This window comes from Paraburkholderia silviterrae (assembly GCF_004353915.1).
GTDB lineage: Bacteria > Pseudomonadota > Gammaproteobacteria > Burkholderiales > Burkholderiaceae > Paraburkholderia > Paraburkholderia silviterrae.
On the sequence record NZ_SMRP01000033.1, the window covers coordinates 22,142 to 37,720 of the forward strand.

A 15,579-nucleotide genomic window follows, 5' to 3' on the forward strand; every position below is an offset into this window, starting at 1 on the left:
CGATGACGACGCTTTTCAATCCGCAAGCGGGCCGTTGCGCACGGCCCGCCTCGCGTCTGGCGGCGCTGGCCGTCACGCTGGCCGTGCTCTATGTGGCCGTGCCGCTCGCGCTCGGCCAGAACCTCTATCTGATGAGCCTCGCCGTGGCCTCGCTCACGATCGCGGGCATCGCGCTCGCGTGGGCTCTGCTCGGCAACCTGGGCGGCATGGTGAGCTTCGGGCACAGCGCGTTCTTCGGCGTGGGCTCGTACATTTCCGCGCTGCTCACGCTGAAGGCGGGCTGGCCCGTGTTTCCCGCGATCGCCGCGGGCGGCGTGGGCGCGGCGCTCGCCTCGTTCGCCATGGCGCCCGCGCTGCGCCTGAAGGGGCCGTACTTCGCGCTGGCGATTCTCGCCTATGCGCAGATCTTCCGCATTGTCGCGACCGAATGGTCGGGTCTCACGGGCGGTGCGAGCGGCCTTTCCAGCATTCCCTCACTGCCGAAGGTGGCGGGATTCGACTTCGGCAGCAAGAGCGGTGGTTACCTGGTGATCCTCACGATGGTCATTATTTTCGCCGCGGTCTATGCAAAGCTGCGTGGCTCGCACGTAGGGCTCGCGCTGCGCGCGATGCACGAGTCGGAGGACGCCACACGCGTGGTGGGCGTGAACAGCGTCATCCTCAAGCTTGCGATGCTGATGCTCTCCGCGCTCATGACGGGCCTCGTGGGCGCCTTCAACGCGCACTACATCAACTTTCTCGAACCCGACTACGCGTTCAACGCGAGCTGGGCCGTGGTGCCCATCATCGCGGCGATCTGCGGCGGCTATCGCACCATACTCGGACCGCTGGTGGGCGCGGTATCGGTGTATCTGATCGATCAGCTGGTGCTCAAGAGCCTCTTGCCTACCGGCCATCAGATCGTGCTAGGCATGCTGCTCGTGGCGATGATCATCGTGAGTCCCGCGGGCCTGACCGCGCTGCGCCTCAAACGTACCCGGCGAGGTGTCTATGCAGCAGGCTGAGTCGAACGCCGAACTGCAGTTGCAGGACGTGTCGATCCGCTTTGGCGGCATCACGGCGGTGAGCGGCGTCTCGCTCGCGCTTGGCACGCACGACGTGGTGGGCCTCGTCGGTCCGAACGGCGCGGGCAAGACCACGCTCTTCAATGCAGTCTCGGGGCTCGTGCGTCCCACCAGCGGGTCGATCCGCTTCGAGGGCGTGGACCTGCTCAAGACGCCGCTGTACCGGCGCGCGCGTCTGGGCATCGGGCGCACCTTCCAGGTGCCGCAACCGATGCACGAACTCACGGTGCGCGAGAACCTCGTGGTCTCGCAGCGCTTCGGCGCGGGCCGCGTGGACGAAGCCCGCATCGACGAAATCCTCGAGTTTCTGGGGCTCGCCGGCAAGGCGCAGCGCAACGCGGCCACCGAGCTGGCGCTCACGGAGCTCAAGGCGCTCGAAGTGGCGAAGGCGCTGGCGACGGGACCCAGGCTGCTCCTGCTAGACGAAGTGCTGGGCGGCCTCGAGACCGCAACCAAGCGGCGCTTCATGAAGACGCTCATCGACGTGCACGAGCGCTATAACGTAGGCATCCTGATCATCGAGCACGATATCGAAACGGTGATGAGCCTGTGCCGCCGCGTGGCCGTGCTCAACTTCGGCAAGCTGATCGCCGATGGGCCGCCGGCCGAGGTGTTCCGCGATCCGGAAGTGGTGCGCAGCTATACGGGGGAGGCGGCCCATGCTTGAGATCAACAACGTGCGCGCGGGCTATGGCGCGATCAACGTGCTGTGGGACGTGACGCTGAACGTGGCGAGCGGCGAGGTGACCACCATCGTGGGCCCGAACGGCGCGGGCAAGACCACGCTGCTGCGCGCCATCATGGGGCTCGTGCCGCTCGAGCGCGGCCAGATCGCCTTCGAAGGAACGCCGCTCGCAGGCGTGCCGACGTGGGACATGGCGCAGCGCGGCATTGCGATGGTGCCCGAGGGCCGCATGATCTTCCGTGACATGTCGATCGAGGAGAACCTCTTGCTGGGCGCGTTCGCGAAGACGCGCCGCGCCGGGGCCGCCCGGCAGCTCGAAGAGGTCTACGCGCTCTTTCCGCTGCTCAAGGAGCGCCGCGCGCTGCCGGCGGGCACGCTCTCGGGCGGCCAGGCGCAAATGCTCGCGCTCGGACGCGGGCTCATGTCCGCGCCGCAACTGATGTTGATCGACGAGCCCTCGCTCGGGCTCGCGCCCGTGATGGTGCAGGAAGTGTTCGCGATTCTCGAGCGGCTGAAGGCGGCCGGCCGCACGATCGTGCTGGTCGAGCAGAACACCCATATGGCGCTGCGTCTGGCCGACCAGGTCTATCTCATGCAGGGCGGCAAGGTCACGTTCGCGGCGCGCGCGAGGGAGGTGGAGGTGGAGGCGCTGCACGATATGTACTTTGCGCGGTGAGGGTGTGGCTGGGCCAGGGTTGGGGCGCGAAACTGAGACGCACGGTCAAGCCTGCCGGACAAGCCCGGGTATTGTCATAGGGTAACGAGGGCGATCGGCCGCGTTCGGGACTTTGCCGAACGAGGGGCGGCCGGGGAACACCTCGCGCATCGCGAAGCGGGTCCGGGGGACAGATCGACCCGCGGCGACGATGCTCCGGACGGCTCTTCCCGGGCGCCGGAACCCTACGACCACAGGCAAAAAAATGCGCTCCAAACAGCAGCCACAGAGACCGAACGCCGGCAGCCTGCTGCCGGCCAGCCTTGCGGACACCGAACTCGACCACGTCGAGCGCATGGTCCAATACGTGACCCGCGCGCAAGGCGCTCATTCGCCGCGCGGGATCGACGCCGATTACTGGAAGAAGCGCTTGCGCGTGCTCGAGCAGACTTACGACCTCGTGGCCACGCAACGCCAGCGCGTGACCAGGCTGTTCGCGATGCTCGAGCGTGGCCAGCTCGACGGGCAGGGCGGCCCTGGTGTGCCCGTGGCTGCCGCGCGGCGGGGCGTTCCCGCGTTGTAGCTGGCCCGTTCCGCGCCGCGTGCCGCACGCAGGGCGCTCCCCGGAGTCATTGCGCCGAGGCGCGTGCGTGCGCCACGCCATCGACGAACCCGGGCGGCGCTTCCCACTTGCTTCCCGCCGGCTGCGCGGCGGCGCTCGCATGCGGCTTCGCGGTCAGGCGGGCGCGTTCGTGTAAGATCGCCGAATTCTCGGGCGCCGCACGCATGCGAGCCGGCGCCCGCCTGTCCATGCCGCTGCCCCCTTTGCAATGAAAGCATCCGAGCGCCAACGTGTCATTCTCGACCTCGTGCAGACGCGCGAGGCCAACGTCGAGCAGTTGACGGAGGCGCTGGGCGTATCGGAGGCCACCATCCGCCGCGATCTGGCGGTGCTGCACAAGCAGCGCCGGCTCGTGCGCACCTATGGCGGCGCGACGGCGCTGGTGGGCGTGCACGAGCCCGAGGCCTCGCTCGAAGAGCGCAAGGCGGCGCAGCGCGAGCAGAAGGAGACCATTGCGCTCGCGGCCGCCGCTCACGTGCACGACGGCGACACGGTCATGCTCGACGGCGGCACGACCTGCGCGGCGCTGGCGCGTCACCTGGCCGTGCGCAACGACCTGCATGTGCTCACCAATAATCTGCTGGCCGTGACGACGCTCGCGAATGCGCCGGGCGTGCACGTCACGCTGCTCGGCGGCGACTTGCGCAGATCGAGCATGAGCACGATCGGGCCGCTGGCCGAGTTGCTGCTCACGCGCGTGAGCGTGGACAAGGCCTTTTTGGGCGCCGATGGCGTGGTCGCGGGCTTCGGCCTGTGCGAAGCGAGCGCGCCGCAGGCCTCGCTCAAGGACTGCATGATCCGCCGCGCGGCGCAGCTCATCGTGCTGGCGGACGCCGACAAGCTCGGCCGCGCGCGTCAGCAGCACTGGACGCCCATCGAGCGCGACTGGCGTCTGATTACCGCTGCGAGCGCGAGCGAAGATGCGCTCGCACCGTTTCGTGCGCTGCCGCAAGTGGTGGTGGAGCTGGCGGGGGAGGTGGCCCCGCGTTGAGCATGGCAAGCGGCGCCGCTCGAGGCGCCGCCCGCTGGTTCCCCGCCAAGCCCCGACGCTGGCTCTACAGCCCGCGCCGCTTTGGCGCGACAATAGCGGGATCATTGTCACAGGCGCGCGGCCCTAAAGCCATTAGCGCCGCCCAACCGCGGAGCCGCCATGTACGTCCCAGCCCATTTCGACGAGTCCAACACCGAAGTCCTGCACGCGCTCATCGTGCAGCATCCGTTCGGCACGCTCGTCACGCACGGTGCAAGCGGGCTGGACGCCAATCACATTCCATTCGAACTCCTTGCCAATGACGGCGCACTGGGCACGCTGCACGCCCACGTCGCGCGCGCGAATCCGCTCTGGCAGGACGTGGCCGACGGCGACGAAGTGCTCGCCATCTTCCGCGCCGGCGACGCCTATATTTCGCCCACCTGGTATCCGAGCAAGCACGAAACCCACCGCCAGGTGCCCACCTGGAATTATGTGGTCGTGCATGCGCATGGGCGCATCCGTATCCGCGACGACGAAAAATTCGTGCGCGGCGTGGTGGCCCGCCTCACGCGCACGCACGAGGCGAACGAGCCCAAGCCCTGGAAGATGGGCGACGCGCCCCAGGACTATCTCGACACCATGCTCAAGGCGATCGTCGGACTGGAGATCGAGATCACACGCCTCGTGGGCAAGCGCAAGCTCAGCCAGAACAAGGAAGCGCGCGACATACACGGCGCGGGCGACGCGCTCGTGGCGCGCGGCCGGGACGACCTTGGCGAGCAGATGCTCGAGATTGCCGCGCGCAAGGCGGAGCAGGGCTGATACGCAGGCGGCGGCTGCGCTGGGGGCACCACGCCCGACACGCTATGCGCCGCGCGCCCAGCGCCGCTAGATCACCAGCCGCGAATGACCGATCCCGCCACCCTTTTCCACGCGGATTTGCGTGGCGATGCGTTCCTTGAGACTGTCGACGTGGCTGATCACGCCAATCATCTTGCCGCTCGCGTTGAGCGTGTCGAGCGCATCGAGCGCGATTTCCAGCGTATCGCCATCGAGCGTGCCGAAGCCCTCGTCGAGGAATAGCGAATCGATCGAGGTCTTGTGGCTCACCAGATCCGAAAGCGCGAGCGCCAGCGCGAGGCTCACGAGGAAGCTCTCGCCGCCCGAGAGCGTGCGCGTGTCGCGCGTGGCGTCCGCTTGCCAGCCGTCGACGATCTCCAGTTCGAGCTCGCCCGTCGATTTGCGGCGCAGGCGATAGCGCGCGTGCAGGCGGTCGAGGTGACGGTTCGCGAGCGCAAGCAGATGGTCGAGCGTGAGGCCTTGCGCGAAGCGGCGGAATTTGTCGCCCTTCGCGGAGCCGATCAGCGCGTCGAGCCGTTGCCAGAGATCGGCATCGTGGGTTTGCGTTTCGATCTGCTCGAACAAGGCGCGCTGGCTCTCGCGCTGCTGCGCGTCGCGCGTGAGCAGCCCGCGCTGGTGGCCGAGCCGCTCGTTGAGCGCGGCGCTTTCTTTCTCCAGCGTTTCGAGCTGGGCTTCGAGTGTGTCGAGGGTCGCCCCGGTCAGTGCTTGCTCCTGCAGGCGCACGAGTTTTTCGCGCACGCCTTGCAGCAGTGCGCTCGCCGTCTGCTGTTCCTGCTCGCGCTGCTGCTTGAGCGTCTGGAGCTGCTTGCGCGTCTCGGCGGGCAAGAGCGCGGCGAGGAAGGCGGCCTGATCGGCGAAGGGGCTGCTGGTGAGCGCCGCTTGCCACGTTTGCGTGGCTTCGTCGAGCGCGGTGCGCTGTTGCGCGAGCGTGCGCTCGAGATGCGTGAGCTGGCCGTCGAGCGTGGCCAGTTCGTGTGTCAGCGCCTCGGCGCGCGCGACACCGGCTTCGAAGGCTTCCGGCGAGGCGGGTTCGCTGCCTTCGTCATCGTGATCGATATCGTCGAACAGAGAGGCTATCTGGTGGCCGCGCGCCGGGTCAGCTGGTACTGACTTCGAAGTTTCGATGCCGATGCCCCTGCAACGCTCGCGCCACGCCTGCATCTGCGCCTGTGCGGCGTCACCTTGCCCGCGCTGGCGCACGAGCGCCTGCTCGAGCGTTTGCAGGCGGCGTTGCGTGTCTTGCCACGTGCGCCATTGCGTGTCGCGCGCCTGCAGCCATGCGGCGCTGTCCTCGGGTACGGCGTCGAGTGCGTAGCCGCCTGCGCGCACCGATTCGAGCAAGGCCGCTGCCTCATGTTCGAGGGCGGCTTGCAGCGTGTCGCGCTCACGGGCGATCTCGGCAAGCCGCTCCTGCATGCCATCGAGCGACTGCTCCAGCAATGCGGCCTGAGCACGCGCGGCTTGCAGCGCGTCCGAGCAACGGCCGTTCGCCTCGCGTGCCCGTGCGAGCGCTTGCTCCGCCTCTTCGGCGGCGTCCAGATGCTGCTTGACCTGCTGCGCGGTCTGCGCGGCAGCTTCGCGCGCCGCTTCGAGCGCCTCGGCACGTTGCCAGCCGGTTTCATCGATGGCCGATTGCGATGGCAGCGCCGCGACAAGCGCATCCCATTCTGCGCGGCCCTGGGCGGCGCGCGCGGCGAGCCGTTCGAGCTGTGCACGCTGCTGACCCTGCGTGGCGCGTAGCGCCGACAACGCCTCCGCGGCCCCGCGCACACGTTGCTCCAACGCCTGCAATTCGGCGCGGACCGCTTGCAGCGCGGCTTGCGTGGCCGAGACGTCGAGCGCGCGATATGCCTCGATGGCGGGATGCTCGTGCGCGCCGCAGAGCGGGCATGCCTCGCCGGGCCGCAACTGCTCGCGGTGTTGCGCGAGGCTGCGAATGACCTGTTCCTGTTCGAGCAACTTTTGCTTGTCGTGCGTGCGGGCCTGACATTGCGCGTGTTCCTGCTGCAGCGACTTGAGCGCTTCGTCCTGCGCGCCGATGTCTTGCTCCACGCGCGCCAGATTGGCCGCGAGCACACGCTCTTCTTCGGCGAGCGTGCGGCGTCGCACGGCCACCGTTTCCAGTTGCTGCCAGCGGCTGAACGCCGTTTGGCCGGCTTGCCAGGCGTTGCGCAGTTGCACGAGCGTCTGGCCGGCGAGGCGCTGCTCCTGTGCGGATTGCAGCGTTTGCAGGCCCGCGTCGGATTCGGCTTTAGCGCGTTGCGCTTCGGCGAGCGTCGCGGCGTGCCGTTCGCGTTGCGCGCGCCGTTCGTTCTCCTGCTGCGCCAGATCGGCGCGCTGCTTCTCGCGTGCGGCTAAATCGGCCTGCGTGCGGCGGCGCTGCTCGAACTGCTGACGCCACGCACCAATCCGCTCGCCGAGCTGCGCGAGATTTTGATTGGCACTGCAAAAGTCATCGAGTTGCCGCTTTTGATCCTCGAGCTTCGCGAGTTGCGCCAGCGCTTCGCGCGCGATCCCTGCGGCTAGCGCGGCGGTCGAGCCGTACTCGCGCCGCTGCGCGGCGAGTCGCTCCGTGCGGTCACGGCGCAATGCAGCGAGGTCCGCGCCGGATTGCCGGCAGGCCGCTTCCGTCTGCTGCACGGTTTGATACGCCGGGCGCAGTGTTTCTGCAGGCTCGCTTGCCGCGAGGCGCGCGAGCTCGGGCGCGGCGGCTTCCAGCGCGCCGGTTGCCGCGGCAAGGCGCACTTGCGCCGACTGCGCGTCGGCTTCGGTCTGCGCCAGGTCGCGGCGCCATTGGCGCTGAGCTTGCAGCGTTTTCGTCTGTGTGGCGAGCGCGTTGAGCTGGCCCGTGAGCGTGCCGATCTCCAGCTCCATCGCCTCGCGCTGCCCGGCGCTCAGCAGCTCCATGCCCTCCGCCCTGGCGCGCAACTGCTTGAGCGCTTCGCGCGCCTCACCGGCGCGCTCGAAGACCTTGCGCGAGATTTCGCCGTAGATCTCGGTGCCGGTGAGCTCTTCGAGCAATTCCGCGCGGTCGTTCGCGGTGGCGTTGAGAAACGCCGCGAAGCCGCCCTGCGCAAGCAGCATCGAGCGCGTGAAGCGCGGGAAATCGAGCCGCGTGATTTCCGTCACGCGCTTGAGCTTCTCGTTGATATGCGTCGTGAGGATCGTATCGCCGCCGCCTTCGGGTGCCACGCTCGCCAGTTCCACGCGCGGCGCCTGCAACGCGCCGTCGGCCTTGTCGCGCGCACGGCGCTGGCTCCAGAATGCGCGATAGACTGCGCCCTTCACTTCGAAGACCACTTCCGCGAGACAGTCGGCGGTATGGCGCGTCATGATCTCGTTCGCCGACGCGGAAACCGTCTTCAGGCGCGGCGTCTCGTGATAGAGCGCGAGGCAGATCGCGTCGAGCAGCGTGGACTTGCCGGCCCCCGTGGGCCCGGTGATGGCGAACAGGCCGTTCTCGGCGAACGGCGGCTTCGTGAAGTCGATATGCCACTCGCCCTTGAGCGAGTTCAGGTTCTTCAGGCGCAGGCTGCGGATCTTCATGCTTCGCCCTCCACGGTGGCGGCGAGCACGCGCTTGTAGCGCTCGGTGAGGGCATCGCGCACGTCGTCATCGAGGGTTTCGTGTGCGAGACGGCGCGCGAACACGTCGAGCGGATCGAGCTCGTCGAGCGTGACGCCCGCGTCGCCCGATAGCTGCGCCACGGCAGTGCCGCGCTCGCGGCGAATGCGCAGCACTTCGAGCGGCAGGCCCTCGGTCATCGTCTGGATGCGCGCGGGGAGGTCGGCCAGATAGTCGTCTTCGGCCACCGTCACTTCGAGCCAGACGGGCCGCTCCGGTGTGGCATCGCGCGCGGCTTGCGCGAACGCGTCGGGCAGCGATTTCAGGTTGCCCTTGAGCGCGACGAGCGGCTGAAACACCGGCACCGGCAGGGGCGTCACGGCCTCGAGGCCCGCTTCGCCCAGATCGACGAGCAAGACCTCTTTTTGCTGGGTGGCTTCGTCGAAGCTCAGCGCGATGGGCGAGCCGCTATAGCGGATATGCTCGAGGCCACCCACCTTCTGGGGCCTGTGGATATGCCCGAGCGCGAGATAGTCCACGCTCGGGAACGCACTGGTGGGGAACGCGTCGAGCGCGCCCACGTAGATCTCGCGCACCGATTCGCTCGCGCTCGCGCCCACCGTGGTGAGATGGCCCGTGGCGATGAGCGGCACGTTGCGGCCTAGTTGCGCGCTCAACGTTCTGCGCTGATCTTCCGCCGCAGCATGGACGGCCTGATAGTAGGCCTGGATCGCGAGTTGCAGCGATTGCTGCTTTTGCTCGGCGCTCTGGCCGTATTCGCTTTGCATGACGTCGCGCGCGCGAATGAAGGGCACGGCGCAGACCACGCAACCGGGCGCCGCGCCCGCGCCGCCGCTTTGGTTCGCTTCGCCATTCGCGTTGCGGTTCGAACGCAGCGGCAACACGCGCACCTGATGCTCAGGCGCATCGGCGGCCGGAACGACGCGTGCGCAAAGCTGCTCCACCAACGCGCTGCTTTCGCGCAGCGTCGCCACCGAGTCGTGATTGCCGCCTAGCAGCAGCAGCGCCACGCCGGCCGCGTGCAGTCTCACGACGAGCTGGCTATAGAGCTCGCGCGCGTAGCTGGGCGGCGTGCCGGTGTCGAAGATGTCGCCGGCGATCAGGACGGCATCGACGGCGTGCGCGTCGAGCTGGGCCACGAGCCAGTCGATGAGCTGCTGATGCTCGGCCTGGCGGCTCTTGCCCATGAAGTTCTGGCCCAGATGCCAGTCTGAGGTGTGGAGGAGGCGCATGGGGGTCAGGCGGAGTTCGTTGTGGAGGCGGCCCGCGCGAATGCGGCGCGAAAATGAAGCACAAAACGGGCGCAAGTGGAGGATTGTAGTGCAGGCGGCGCCCGGGGGCCTTGCGTCCCGCGAGCACGGGGGCCAGCGGCCGTCCCTGCAATGGCCTCGATCGCCGCCGACTCAGCCCATTGTCGAGCGTTGCGTCAATCATGACTTCACGAGCGGGGCTTGTTTAAGCAAACGCCTAAAGTTTTGGCGCCGTCCTGCCGTTGACCCGGTATGAATCGGGAATACCGCAAAGGAGACGCCAGCGCGTGGCCATCGACATGACGTCGATACGCCATCGATTCCGCTTGTGTCCCGGGAGACCAGCATGCTTCACAAGCTTTCGATACGCGCGAGTCTGACCCTGATGGTCGCTTTCTTCGGCGTGGTGCTCGTGATTGGCGCGGCGGCAGGCTTGCTGTCGATGCGCGCGGGCAACGACGCCATGCAGGACATGTACACGGTCGACACGCCGGCCGTCGCCGATCTCGAAGGCAGCGCGGGCCAGTTGCTGCGCCTGCGGCTCGCGCTCGCCACTTACGCATCGCTCGTCGATCTCGGCGACCAGGACGGCGCCCAGGCCGTGCTCAAGCGCTTCGACCAATACCTGAAGATCTCGAACGAGCGTCTCGATCACTATCTCTCGATCGTCTCGGGCGACGACGAAGACCGCCCCCTGATCGCCCAGATGCAGGACAAGCGCAACACCTTCCTGCACGAGGGCGTCGATCCCGCGCTGGCCGCGCTCAAGGCGGGCGAGCGCAACGCATTCCAGGAACTGCAGGCGCACAAGCTGCCTGCGCTCTACAACGGCTTCGAAAAGGCCATGCTCGTGCTGGAGCAACGCCAGATCGAGCGCGGCGCGCAGCGCTATCGCGAGGCGCAGGCGCGCTTCCGGGCCGTGAGCATTGCGGTGGGCGTGGGCATGGTGCTCGCGCTCGTGTTCGCGTGGCTTGCTCGCGTGGCGCTCATACGCGCGATCGTGCATCCCGTGAGCGCGGCGGTCGAACAGTGCGAGCGGATTGCTTCGGGCGATCTGGGCGCGGCGGTCGCGCTCGCGTCGCGCAACGAGATGGGGCGGCTTTCCGCGGCGCTGCAGCGCATGCAGGAGGCGCTCATCAACATGGTGGGCACCGTGCGTGACGGCGCGCAGTCGATCGACACCGGCGTGAGCGAGATTGCCACCGGCAACACGGATCTTTCGCAACGCACCGAGGAACAGGCGGCCTCGCTCGAAGAGACGGCGGCGAGCATCGAGCAGCTCACCTCCACGGTCAAGCAGACGGCCGGCAACGCGCAGGAAGCCAGCTCGCTCGCGCACGGCGCTTCGGGTCTCGCGGCGCGCGGCGGCGAGCTCGCGCGCGAGGTAGTGGGCACGATGCAGCACATCGTCGACGACTCGCGGCGCATTGCCGAGATCGTCGGCGTGATCGAGGGCATCGCGTTCCAGACCAACATTCTTGCGCTGAACGCCGCCGTGGAAGCGGCGCGCGCGGGCGAGGAGGGGCGCGGCTTCGCCGTGGTCGCGGGCGAAGTGCGCTCGCTCGCGCAGCGCAGCGGCGCGGCGGCCAAGGAGATCAAGGCGCTCATCGACACCTCGACCTCGCGCGTTCAAACCGGCGCGGGCCTCGTCGAGCGCTCGGGCACGACGATGGAGGAGATCGTCGGCGCGATTGCGCGCGTGAGCACGATCATGGACGAGATCGCCTCAGCGGCGAAGGAGCAGAGCACCGGCATCGACCAGGTCAATCTCGCGGTTGCGCAAATGGACCAGGTCACGCAGCAGAATGCGGCGCTCGTCGAGCAGGCGGCCGCGGCGGCTGCGTCGCTGGAGGATCAGGCGCGGCGCCTGAGCGCGGCAGTGGCGGTGTTCAGGACCTGACGGCGCGGCGCGGGTGGACCAGGCCGGCGAGGGTGCTGAGGGTGGATGCCGCGCTTCGCGCTATCATTGCCCCCATGACCGACGGGGACTACCCGATCCAAGCCGAATTTCACGCCGACTCAAGCCGATTGAAGCCAACAATGGCCACAAAAAACACGACAGGCACCACGCGCCGCAGCGCGGGGCCGGGCAAGCGCGCCGCGCTGCCACCCGAGGAGACGCACCCCGACACCGACTCCGGTGAGGCGAGCGCCAGTGCAGACGAGGAAAGCGCGGGCACGTCCACCTATCTCGTGCCGGGCCTCGAGCGGGGCCTGCGCATCCTCGCCGAATTCTCGGCGCGCGAGCCCGTGCTGGGCGCGCCCGAGCTTTCGCGGCGCATCGGCATACCGCGCACGACCACGTTTCGGCTTTTGCAGACGCTCGAAGGGCTCGGCTTCATCGAACGCGCCAACGGCGACCGCCAGTACCGGCTGAGCGTGGCGGTGCTGCGCCTGGGCTTCGAGTACCTCAGCTCGCTCGAGCTCACCGACTTCGGCACGCCGGTGCTGGAGCGCCTGCGCGACGCAACCGGCCTGAGCACCCATCTGCTGATTCGCGACGAGCGCGACGTGGTGTTCGTGGCGAAGGCGCAGACGCGCGAGCCGATGTTCAGCTCCGTGAAGGTCCATGTGGGCACGCGCTTGCCTGCGCACGCCACCGTGCACGGCCAGGTGTTGATGGGTGATCTCATGCTTGCCGAATTGCGCGCGCTCTATCCTGAGAAGCAGCTCGAACGCTATACGGAGCGCACGCCCGCGACCGTGGCCGATCTCTATGCGCGCGTGCGCGAGTTCGCGCAGCAGGGCTATGCGGTGAGCGAAGCGTCGTTCGAGACCGGCATTTCGGTGGTGAGCGCGCCGGTGCGGGATCAGTCGGGCCGTATTGTGGCCGCGCTTACGGCGACGGTGCCGCGCTCGGATATCGGGGAGGGCGAGCGCGGGCCGCTCGTGGCCACCGTGTGTGGCGCGGCGCTCGATTTGTCGATGCGGCTCAATTATCGGCCCGCGGTGGGTGATCCTACTGCTGTTCAAGCTGCGCTAGCGCCTGCCGCGAAGAGCCGTAGTTCGCACTTGCTCTGATGTGGTGTCAGGTGTCGTGAGATGGTCTGGGGTGCGCCTTGAGGCGCGGTGTGGGTTGTTGTTGTGGTTTGTTTGGGTTGGCCTTTCCTTGTTTTCATGTCGGTATATTAGCGTTGCCCCTGTGCGGGGCGGCACCTACTTTTCTTTGCAGCGGCAAAGAAAAGTAGGCAAAAGAAAGCCGCTCAAACCGCCAGTGTGACGCAGTACACCACTCGACTTAGATCGGAGCGGCTCCGGGGCGTCTGTCACCACGCGTCGTTACCCGGAGTGACAAAGGGCTCATCCATCCGGCGGCGCTCCGCGCGCCGTGGGGCATAACCCAAACCGGTGGGGCGCACGCGTTTTCGTAGGACTCCCGTGTATTTGCTCGGCAGTACTACCGCGCATTCGCGGGCAGCACGCCAGGTTTTCCTTGCAGACCCTTCCGCCCGCGCGTAGCGCTTGGCGGGAAGGATGAGCCCTTTGTCACTTACGCGGAGTGTGCGAGGAGACGGATGCCCCGGAGCCGCTCCGATTGACAGGGCAGTGGGGGACTGCGTCACACTGGCGGTTTGAGCCGCTTTCTTTTGCCTACTTTTCTTTGCGGCTGCAAAGAAAAGTAGGTGCCGCCCCGCACAGGGGCAACACTCATATACCTACATGAAATCAAGGAAAGGCCAAAGCCCCCACCAATCCCAGGGAACCGCGCAAGCCCCCACCCCAAATCACTCACTCAGAACGAGTGATGAATCCCAGTAAGCACGATGGCCTGATTACGTCCGCTTGACACGCCCGCCGTGAAGAACGCCGCCTGCGCGCTCGAGTTAGCGTGCTCGTATAGCGCGTTCACATAGACCTGCGTGCGCTTCGAAAGCGAGTACACGTCGCCGATCATCACCTGGCTCCAGCGGCGGCCCGCGAGCGTCGATGTAGCCGCGCCGCCCACCACGCTGTTGAACGCCGTGACCTGGTAGTTCGCGCCGGCATCATAGCTCTGGAACGTGTTGGAATGTCCGTTGGACTCCAGCTTGGTGCGCGTGTACAGACCGTGCAAAAGCACTTTGCCAAACGAATACGACGCGCCAATGCCCATGTTCTCCACCTTGTCGGCCAGATAGGTGGCCGCGGGCTGGCCCTGGAACGTGGTGATGCCCGTGGTTACCATCGACACCGTGCGGTCGTGCTCGTTCGACCAGGTGGCGCCGGCCTTGAACGGACCGTTCGCATAACTGAGCGAAAAGCCCATCGTGCGGCCAGTCGAAAAGTTCGTGGTATTGCCGAAGCCGAGTATCGCGCCCGCCGTGAAGCCATACCAGGTGGGCGAGCGGTACTTTACCGAGTTGTTGTAGGGCACGACGCCCGTGTCCGCGAGCTCGTCGATATTGCCCGGATGGAAGGCATACCAGCTACCCGCGAGATACGCCGTGCTGAACGGGTCGAGCACGTCGAATGAAAACGGCGTCTGATGGCCGAGCGTGAGCGTGCCGAACTGGTCCGACGCGAGGCCCACGTACGCCTGGCGGTTAAACAGCGTATTGGCCACCGCCATTGCGCCCGTATTGGTGTAAAAACCGTTTTCGAGCGTGAAGATCGCCTTGAGGCCGCCGCCCAGATCTTCCTGGCCGCGCAGGCCCCAACGGTCGGGTTGCGTATTGCCCTGCTCCTCCATCCACTTCGAATGGCCGCCCACGTTGCTGATGTAGGCCACGCCCGCATCCAGACTGCCATATAGCGTGACGCTGCTTTGCGCCCATGCAGACGAGACGGCGCAGATTCCCGTCAACCCCGCGGCAATGAAGTGTTTCAACTTTGGACTCCTGATCGTATGACGAAAAGCCGGTGTGATCGTCCGGCAGACCCAACCCCTCGGCGTTGCGCGGCGCGCTTCTAACGGAGGCTCGCGTTCCAGGTTTTGTGTTCCATATATGGTTAAACGTGCTGCGTATGGAACGTTTTGGGAAGTATAGTGACTCTCGCGCGACGCCAAAATACTTTTTTTGGACGGTAGTTCCCCCAGGTACGCACGCGCGGCGGTTTGCTCGAAACGCGCGTAAGTCCCTGCACCGTAAGCGTTTTGGCAACCTGGTCGGCACGCCTGATGGCGTTGTTCATGTCCCTTTCAAAGATGCGCTCGGTGTTTTCCCCAGGGGCAGTGGATTTTTATTTTCTCCCCGCCAGAACGTTCCTATAATGACCATACATAAACTAATGTTCCTTATATGGAACACAGTTGATCGGGAAAGGTGAGAAATGGCTGAAGAATGGCGCTGCGCCGGGCATGCCGGCGATCTGTCCGAAGACGCGCCGCTCGAGTTCAAGCTCGACGGCACGGAAATCGGCATCTACAAGGTGGGCGACGAGCTCTACGCACTCGAAAACGTCTGCCCTCATGCATACGCGTTGCTGACGCAAGGCTTCGTCGATGGCGACACCGTCGAATGCCCGCTGCACGAAGCCGTGTTTCATATCCCAACCGGGAAGTGTCTCAAGGAGCCTGGCGGCCGCGATCTGAAGACGTACGCGGTGCGACTCGCTGGTGAAGAAATCCAGATCAAGGTGGAATGACATGCGAGAAGTCCCCGTGAATTTCAATCCGTTGCTCAAGCCCTGGCTCGCGCCGCAACCGAACAACGTGGCCGGCAAGGGCGTGATCGAGCAGCCGGGCCAGACCGAAAACCTGGTCTGGCAAACGCGCAAGGCCGAGCCCACGCAATACGAGAACGATTTCGGCGACGCGCTCGAACAGGTGTTCGAAGCCGGCGCCACCGAGCTCGACGAAGTGGTGGCGGGCTTGAACCGCATCGGCTTTCGCACGCCGGAAGGCACGGCCTGGAACGCCGAGCGCCTGAGCGCCGAATTCCGTCTGCTCGCCGAATGAGCCGGC

At 66.5% G+C, this 15,579-nt stretch carries 13 protein-coding genes; 10 read left to right on the plus strand and 3 right to left on the minus strand.

Annotation, left to right across the window (positions count from 1 at the left end; all coding sequences use genetic code 11):
* Positions 1 to 2 precede the first annotated feature (2 nt).
* The 6 genes from EYW47_RS34995 to EYW47_RS35020 all read left to right on the plus strand — a co-directional run bounded on the left by EYW47_RS34995 (position 3) and on the right by EYW47_RS35020 (position 4,821).
* Positions 3 to 1,004 (plus strand): branched-chain amino acid ABC transporter permease, encoded by a 1,002-nt coding sequence (locus EYW47_RS34995; protein WP_133199385.1) that lies wholly within the window; start codon positions 3 to 5, stop codon positions 1,002 to 1,004.
* Positions 991 to 1,731 carry an ABC transporter ATP-binding protein gene (locus tag EYW47_RS35000; protein WP_133199386.1) on the plus strand — a complete coding sequence of 247 codons (741 nt, stop codon included), beginning with the start codon at positions 991 to 993 and terminating at the stop codon, positions 1,729 to 1,731. Before EYW47_RS34995 ends, EYW47_RS35000 begins: the two co-directional genes overlap by 14 nt.
* A complete protein-coding gene (locus EYW47_RS35005; RefSeq protein ID WP_133199387.1) occupies positions 1,724 to 2,425 on the plus strand; it encodes an ABC transporter ATP-binding protein in 702 nt (233 codons plus the stop codon). Before EYW47_RS35000 ends, EYW47_RS35005 begins: the two co-directional genes overlap by 8 nt.
* 244 nt (positions 2,426 to 2,669) lie before the next feature.
* Positions 2,670 to 2,987: a hypothetical protein gene (locus EYW47_RS35010; RefSeq protein WP_205710208.1), complete on the plus strand. Its 318-nt coding sequence runs from the start codon at positions 2,670 to 2,672 to the stop codon at positions 2,985 to 2,987.
* Between the two features lie 247 nt (positions 2,988 to 3,234).
* Positions 3,235 to 4,017, plus strand: a complete 783-nt coding sequence (locus EYW47_RS35015; protein WP_133199388.1) for a DeoR/GlpR family DNA-binding transcription regulator — start codon at positions 3,235 to 3,237, stop codon at positions 4,015 to 4,017.
* Positions 4,018 to 4,176: 159 nt separating this feature from the next.
* Positions 4,177 to 4,821, plus strand: a complete 645-nt coding sequence (locus EYW47_RS35020; RefSeq protein WP_133199389.1) for an FMN-binding negative transcriptional regulator — start codon at positions 4,177 to 4,179, stop codon at positions 4,819 to 4,821.
* Between the two features lie 66 nt (positions 4,822 to 4,887).
* Here EYW47_RS35020 and EYW47_RS35025 read toward each other — a convergent pair whose 3' ends face one another.
* Positions 4,888 to 8,406, minus strand: coding sequence for an AAA family ATPase (locus EYW47_RS35025; protein WP_133199390.1), 3,519 nt, complete (start codon positions 8,404 to 8,406; stop codon positions 4,888 to 4,890).
* On the minus strand, positions 8,403 to 9,677 hold the full coding sequence (gene sbcD, locus EYW47_RS35030; protein ID WP_133199391.1) for an exonuclease subunit SbcD: 1,275 nt from the start codon (positions 9,675 to 9,677) through the stop codon (positions 8,403 to 8,405). The genes EYW47_RS35025 and sbcD overlap by 4 nt, the downstream gene beginning before the upstream one ends.
* 364 nt (positions 9,678 to 10,041) lie before the next feature.
* Here sbcD and EYW47_RS35035 point away from each other — a divergent pair, with 364 nt between their 5' ends.
* Positions 10,042 to 11,595, plus strand: a complete 1,554-nt coding sequence (locus tag EYW47_RS35035; protein WP_133199392.1) for a methyl-accepting chemotaxis protein — start codon at positions 10,042 to 10,044, stop codon at positions 11,593 to 11,595.
* Between the two features lie 140 nt (positions 11,596 to 11,735).
* The gene (locus EYW47_RS35040; protein ID WP_133199393.1) at positions 11,736 to 12,716 is read left to right on the plus strand and encodes an IclR family transcriptional regulator; all 981 of its coding nucleotides are present in this window, start codon (positions 11,736 to 11,738) and stop codon (positions 12,714 to 12,716) included.
* Positions 12,717 to 13,428: 712 nt separating this feature from the next.
* Here the strand turns inward: EYW47_RS35040 and EYW47_RS35045 are convergent.
* Complete coding sequence (locus tag EYW47_RS35045) at positions 13,429 to 14,502, minus strand: porin (RefSeq protein ID WP_133199394.1); 1,074 nt, start codon at positions 14,500 to 14,502, stop codon at positions 13,429 to 13,431.
* 443 nt (positions 14,503 to 14,945) lie between these two features.
* Between EYW47_RS35045 and EYW47_RS35050 the strand changes: the two genes are divergently transcribed.
* Together EYW47_RS35050 and EYW47_RS35055 are read left to right on the plus strand one after the other, a co-directional pair.
* Entirely contained in the window at positions 14,946 to 15,260 is a 315-nt protein-coding gene (locus tag EYW47_RS35050; protein ID WP_028223474.1) for a non-heme iron oxygenase ferredoxin subunit, read from the plus strand.
* Position 15,261: 1 nt separating this feature from the next.
* Positions 15,262 to 15,573: a recombinase-like helix-turn-helix domain-containing protein gene (locus EYW47_RS35055; protein ID WP_133199395.1), complete on the plus strand. Its 312-nt coding sequence runs from the start codon at positions 15,262 to 15,264 to the stop codon at positions 15,571 to 15,573.
* Positions 15,574 to 15,579: the final 6 nt, after the last annotated feature.